General features: G+C 63.1%; 2 protein-coding genes and 3 pseudogenes. 1 reads left to right on the top strand and 4 read right to left on the bottom strand.

From position 1 onward, the window contains the following. Window positions 1-60 precede the first annotated feature (60 nt). The 3 genes and pseudogenes from QSJ19_RS26170 to QSJ19_RS26160 form a co-directional block, all read right to left on the bottom strand. Window positions 61-1,169: pseudogene (locus QSJ19_RS26170) on the bottom strand (IS256 family transposase); the annotation flags it as partial. A 240-nt stretch (window positions 1,170-1,409) separates the two neighbouring features. Next, window positions 1,410-2,639, bottom strand: coding sequence for a CaiB/BaiF CoA transferase family protein (locus QSJ19_RS26165; protein WP_286323976.1), 1,230 nt, complete (start codon window positions 2,637-2,639; stop codon window positions 1,410-1,412). A gap of 2 nt (window positions 2,640-2,641) precedes the next feature. Next, window positions 2,642-2,875: pseudogene (locus tag QSJ19_RS26160) on the bottom strand (acyl-CoA dehydrogenase family protein); the annotation flags it as partial. 390 nt (window positions 2,876-3,265) lie between these two features. Here QSJ19_RS26160 and QSJ19_RS26155 point away from each other — a divergent pair. Next, window positions 3,266-4,198 (top strand): annotated as a pseudogene (locus tag QSJ19_RS26155) (IS3 family transposase); the annotation flags it as partial. A gap of 925 nt (window positions 4,199-5,123) precedes the next feature. On the opposite strand, the gene QSJ19_RS26150 reads toward QSJ19_RS26155, so the two are convergent. Further along, window positions 5,124-5,405 (bottom strand): hypothetical protein, encoded by a 282-nt coding sequence (locus QSJ19_RS26150; protein ID WP_286323975.1) that lies wholly within the window; start codon window positions 5,403-5,405, stop codon window positions 5,124-5,126. Window positions 5,406-5,771: the final 366 nt, after the last annotated feature.

Below are 5,771 nucleotides of genomic sequence, written 5' to 3'. Positions count from 1 at the left end.
CCGAATAGGTCAAATCCTTCGGCGTGGTGTACAGGTTGATCCTTCGTTCGGGCGTGTCGGTTAGGTGAGTGCTTGTACCTCCTGGGCGGTGTCGGGTGTGGTGGTGGTGCGCGCCTTGGCCAGGACGTCGAGGCTGGGGTAGCGGCGTCCTTCGATCCATTCGTCGTGTTGTTCGGCCAGGTACGGCTCCGACGAGGCGGAACACCGAGTTACGGTCCGGGAATATTCCGACAACGTCTGTGCGCCTGCGTATTTCGCGGTTGAGTCGTTCGTTGGGGTTGTTCGACCAGATCTGGCGCCACACTTCTTTGGGAAGGCGGTGAACGCCAGGACATCGGCGCGGGCACCGTCGAGGTGATCGTGCACAGCTGGCAACGTCTCGGCCAGGGTGTCGAGCATCTTGTCGTACTGGGCAGCCACCGCGGCGGGGTCGGGCTGGTCGTAGACCGAGTGCAGCACCGCCTTGACCCCGGGCCACGCCGCTTTCGGGCACACGCTCATCAGGTTGGCCGCGTAGTGGGTGCGGCACCGCTGCCAGCTCGCACCGCCCAGGGTGGCAGCTGCGGCCTCCACGAGCCTGGCGTGGGCATCGGAGGTGACCAGCTCGACCCCGGACAGGCCCCGCGCGGTCAGATCGCGGAAAGAACGCGAGCCAGCCGGCGTGGGTTTCGCCGGTGGCGATCTGCACACCGAGTACCTCGCGGTGCCCGTCGGCGTTGACGCCGGTGGCCACCATCACCGACGTGGTGATCACCTGCCCACCCTCACGCACTTTCATCGTCAAAGCGTCCGCGGCGACGAACGTGTACGGTCCGGAATCCACAGGGCGGGTGCCGAACTCATCAACCTTCTCGTCCAGATCGGCAGCCATCACCGACACCTGCGACTTCCACAGACCGGTGATGCCCAACGACTGGACCAGCTTGTCCATCCGGCGGGCGGACACCCCGAGCAGGTAGCAGGTGGCCACCACCGAACACGACGCGGACTCAGCTCTGCGGCGCCGTTCGAGCCAGTCCGGGAAAATAGGTGCCCGACCGCAGTTTCGGGATCGCGACATCGATCGTGCCCGACCGGGTGTCGAGCTCGCGGTGGCGATAGCCATTGCAGGAGCTGACCCGGTCGGTGCTGCGCGTGTTGCAGCCGGCCCCGCACACCGCGTCAACCTCATTCTGCCGTGACCCTGATCATCGTCCGCGGCGCAGTTCGCGCTCGATGTCCTCCCCCGAGAGCCGCTTACGTCCTGCCATCTTCTACAGCGTCCCTCCTCCTCCGCCCTGATCGGGGCAATCTGGACTTGGAACCACTCGGGCCGGTTCACGGAATATCGGACAGTCCCATAAGCAGCACGGAATGCTCGGATCGCGATCTCACCACGATTGGCCACCAGGACTTTCTCGAACGCTTTGTCATTCCAGGGTGAGAGGGGGCCTCGGCAGCATGCTCCGGGACCCAGTTGACGTCTCCAGAAGTCCGGCGGACAACATGCTGTCGATCTCGTCTGCCTCGACACCGAGTTCGCGGGCGATTGCAACACTGTGCTGGCCAAGCGCCGGAACGGGGTCCATTCGTGCCTCGGTACCCATCTGGATCGGCGGCAACAGTGCTTGCACGCTTCCGCGTTCGGTGTGGACTGTGCGCCAACGGTCGCGCGCCTCGAGTACCGGATGATCGAGAAGCTCGCGGACCGTGTTCACGCCGGCAAAGGCAATGCGTGCCTGCGAGAGCCGATCGATGAGGTCGTCTACAGTGAATCGACTGAGGCGAGAAGTCACCTCACGATCCAACTCGTCACGATTGGTCACACGAAGGGTGTTCGAACGGAACCGAGGGTCGCCGGCCAGCGAGGGCGCATCGAAAACCATGGTGCACAATCGCTGCCACTCTGGTTCGTTCTGAATTGCGAGGAGGACCACGTGTCCATCTGATGTGGAGAATGGGCCGTACGGCGCGATCGTGGCGTGTTGGGCCCCAAATCGACCTGGTTGTGTGCCAGAACCGGCAGTGAAGTGCATCGGCTGTCCTATCCATTCTGCCAGCGCCTCGAACAGCGAGACCTCCAATGTTGCACCGATACCGGCGATCTCACGTTGGAACAGGGCAGCGAGCACACTGGCAAAACCGTACGTGCCCGCGGCGATATCAGCGATGGAGATGCCGACCTTCGTCATGTCGTCCGGGGTGCCGGTCAGAGAAAGCAATCCGGTCTCACACTGCACGAGGAGGTCATATGCCTTGCGCTCTGCCCAGGGGCCGGTGCTGCCCCAGCCGGTGATCGACAGGACGATCTTGCGAGGGTCGCGTTCGCGAAGTTCGTTGGGGTCCAGACCGAGTCGAGCTGCGGCACCGGGTCCCAGATTCTGTACTATGACATCCGCTCGATCTGCGAGGTCGGTGAGGATCGCATTTCCCCGTTCGCTCTTGACGTCGACGCAGATAGATTCCTTGGACCGGTTGAGCCACACGAAATAGCTGGCCAGTCCGTCGACGGATTCGTCGTATTGGCGAGCGAAGTCACCTGTTGCGGGTCGTTCGACTTTGATCACCCGTGCGCCGAGATCAGCAAGCTGTCGCGTGGCGAACGGGGCTGCGACAGCATGTTCGAGTGACAGCACGGTCACTCCACTCAATGGCAACATGCTCAGATCCTTCCTCGGGCGACGATCTGGCCGGCGATCACATTGCGCTGAATGTCACTGGTGCCCTCCCTGACGATCATCAGCGGTGCGTCTCGGAAGTACCGCTCGACGTCCAACTTGGTCGAATACCTGTAGCAGCCGTGGATCCGGACGGCTGCGAGCGCTATCTCCAAGGCATGCGGTTTGGCGATGTCCGCGTCCATATCGCATCGCTGACCGCGGTCGTACTGCTCGGCCTCACCGAGGAGTGCTGCTTCGGAACTGAGATTGGTCACCTGACTACCGATCGCTGGACGTACAAATACTAAGATTCGTACGGCCAATTTATTGATTTATACCGACAATGTCAACTGAGGGTACCTCACGGCCAACGTGGTGTGCGGATCGTCGCCGATGGTCTTCGGCGACGACCGGGCTCTAGGCCTCCAAGGAGAGCGAAAGGGTTGCGCCAGAATGCAAGAGAACACCCGTGGGCGTACCCTCCACGTCCGGCGGGGTTATGGTGGCCGGGGGTCAGCTGATGGCGCTGACGAGGGCGCTGGGAGTGGTGTGCATCGCGCGGGCGATACGAATGAGTGTGGGCGTGGACGCCGGACTCGATGCCGCGCAGGAAGGTCGATGCCGCAGTTCTGCGCGAGCAGGGCTGCCAGATCGCCGCACGCACCTACCGGGCTTGGCGTGCACGCCGACCGGCCGTGCGCACCATCACCGACGCCCAGACTGTCGATGCGATCCGCAACCTTGCCTGGCGGGTCGATCACCAGGCCGGCGTCGGCTCACCCCGGAAGGGCTCTACGGGCGGGTGAAGATGCGTGCACTTGTGGACCGTACCAGCATGCCGGGTGTCTTCTATGGTGCGGTGGATCGGGTGATGAAAGTGCTGGGCCTCAATGGTATTCGACGTTCGAAGGGTATACGGACGACTATCCCATCCGCGGATGGTATCCGGGCCGGGACCTGCCCAACCGTGCGTTCCACGCCGCCGAATCCAACCGGGTGTGGGTCACCGACTTCGCCTATGTCCGAACATGGGCCGGCTGGGCGTATGCGGTGTTCATCATCGACGTGTTCTCCCGCAAGATTGTGGCCTGGCATGCCGACGAGCAAGGACGTCACCGTGGTGACCATTCCGCTGCGAATGGAATTGTGGCAACGTGACCGCGATGGTCATCGGTCATCCGGTGAAAGATGGTGAACTAGTACATCATTCGGATTCCGCGTCGCAGTACACGTCCACGCGGCTGATGCAGAAGCTATCGCTGGAAGACATTTCTGCGTCGATCGGGTCGGCGGGAGATGCTCACGACAACGCGCTGATCGAATCGGCGAACGGCCTCGACAAGACCGAGTGCATCCGCACCACGATCTTCCATCACGGGCCGCACAAGACCATCGCGGACGTCGAATACGCCACCGCCGCCTGGGTCGACTGGTGCAACTGCAGCCGCCCGCACTCGAGCATGGGCCTGGTCCCACCCAACGAGTACGAATCCAGCTACTACGCTGAACTCGTACTTGAACAATCTCCCACATGGGAGGCGGCACAAAACCTGGGGTGATTCACAGCGCCGGTGGGCGTCGCCGATCGCCACCGGGACCGCCGCCGCCGTCATCGCGACCACCGGCCATTGGAATCCCTTGCGTCACTCACGCCGCATACTTCACAGCGAATGTGCCCAGTGTCAGCGGCGACACGCCGATCCGGTCGGACGCGCCCATGATGGGGCAGGATCGGGGCCATGCCAGTGCCGCCGGACTCGACGAAATCATCACTGTCGAGGAAACTCCGCGACCACGCCGCCACCAGCTGGCCGTCACTGAAAACTGTCTCCACACGCTTTCCGCGGCGAGTTCGCCCACGTCGACGCCGTGTGGCCCGACGACACCACCGAGCCGTTGAGGCGGCTACGTTACGGCGGGTCCGCCAGCCGATGGGGGCTTCGCGATCTACCTGGCCGGCAGCAACAAGTACGAAGACTCGATGCTGCCCATCGGAATCCCCAGCGGCAGCCCAGAAGAAGTATTCGACTGCGCCTGCGGGCTCTACCTGAACGACCCCACCGCCCGGCAGTAAGCCCCGACGAACGTACAAGACTGAACCACCAAGACCAGGTGGCCTCATTCACCGGAAACGGGCCAGGAGTTGATCCCTGCAGTCGTATTCGACAGTGGGAGAGCTGAACTCGAAATGCAATTACGTTCAACAAGGAGTGAACCTGTCAATTGTCGCAGTTCCTCCGTGGCTCCCGAGATCACTGCGCCATCGGCTATCTGGAGCAGCCACTCGTCATACTTGGACACGCTATGGTCGCGCAGGCACTCGTCATCCATTCGAACCTCCCGCTCACGCGTCCCCGGGTCGTACTGCCTCGGCGCAGCCATGACCACATCCTCCTAGCGCGTTCACGGTCTCCACCAGCCCCAGGTCACGGTTCACGGGGCCCACACCCGCCGACGTCCTTCGCGCAGCGCGGGTATTGAAGGTCAGCTCGACCTCGGGCTTTGCCACAGCGACTCGACGATCACGATGGCGACTATCAGTAGCGCGAGGTAGAGGGGAGCGACGAGTAACAGAGAGGCTTTGGCGAGCCCAGCGCCGATGCGACGGTCGCGGCGGGCGGTGATGACCTGACGTAAGAAGGTAGCTGTCAGCGCTGTGGCGACGATGATCAGTAGAATCGCCAGAGCTGATCGCCAGAAGTCCGGAACGTGGGTGTATCCCGCGAGCAGTAGATAAGCGTAGGCCAGTGACGCTGCAATCAGCATAGAGGTGGTACGCGTGACTATCTCGCGCCAGAACTGTTCTTGCTCGAGCCATGTGCGCGGAGATTCTCGGGGTGATCGCCGGGGCCGGATGCCAGCCCGCGTCGATGCCTCTGTGGTGATCGGGACCAGGGCAGCGTGTCGGTGGCTGGTCCAGCCGCTGTCGGTCGAATGGTGGTGTGGGCGTGTCGTCGGCTCTGCGGGCGATCGCCGGTAGCGGGTAGAGCCGGGGCGCAAATGTCGAGTACTGACGCTATGCGGCACGGTGCCCGCGGCTTCCGAACGATTCTGCAGCGCATCTTGATACAGGCGAATGGAGTGGGGGGGGGGGGGGGGCGGGCGGGGGGGGGGGGGCCCCGCCCCCCCCCC

Source organism: Gordonia sp. ABSL11-1 (genome assembly GCF_030315685.1).
GTDB lineage: Bacteria > Actinomycetota > Actinomycetes > Mycobacteriales > Mycobacteriaceae > Gordonia.
This window is presented reverse-complemented; position numbering and strand designations above follow the sequence as displayed.

Bases quoted from the DNA above. Each gene is read 5' to 3' on its own strand.
- QSJ19_RS26150 (WP_286323975.1), bottom strand. From the start codon at position 5,405: ATGCTGATTGCAGCGTCACTGGCCTACGCTTATCTACTGCTCGCGGGA.
- QSJ19_RS26165 (WP_286323976.1), bottom strand. From the start codon at position 2,639: ATGTTGCCATTGAGTGGAGTGACCGTGCTGTCACTCGAACATGCTGTC.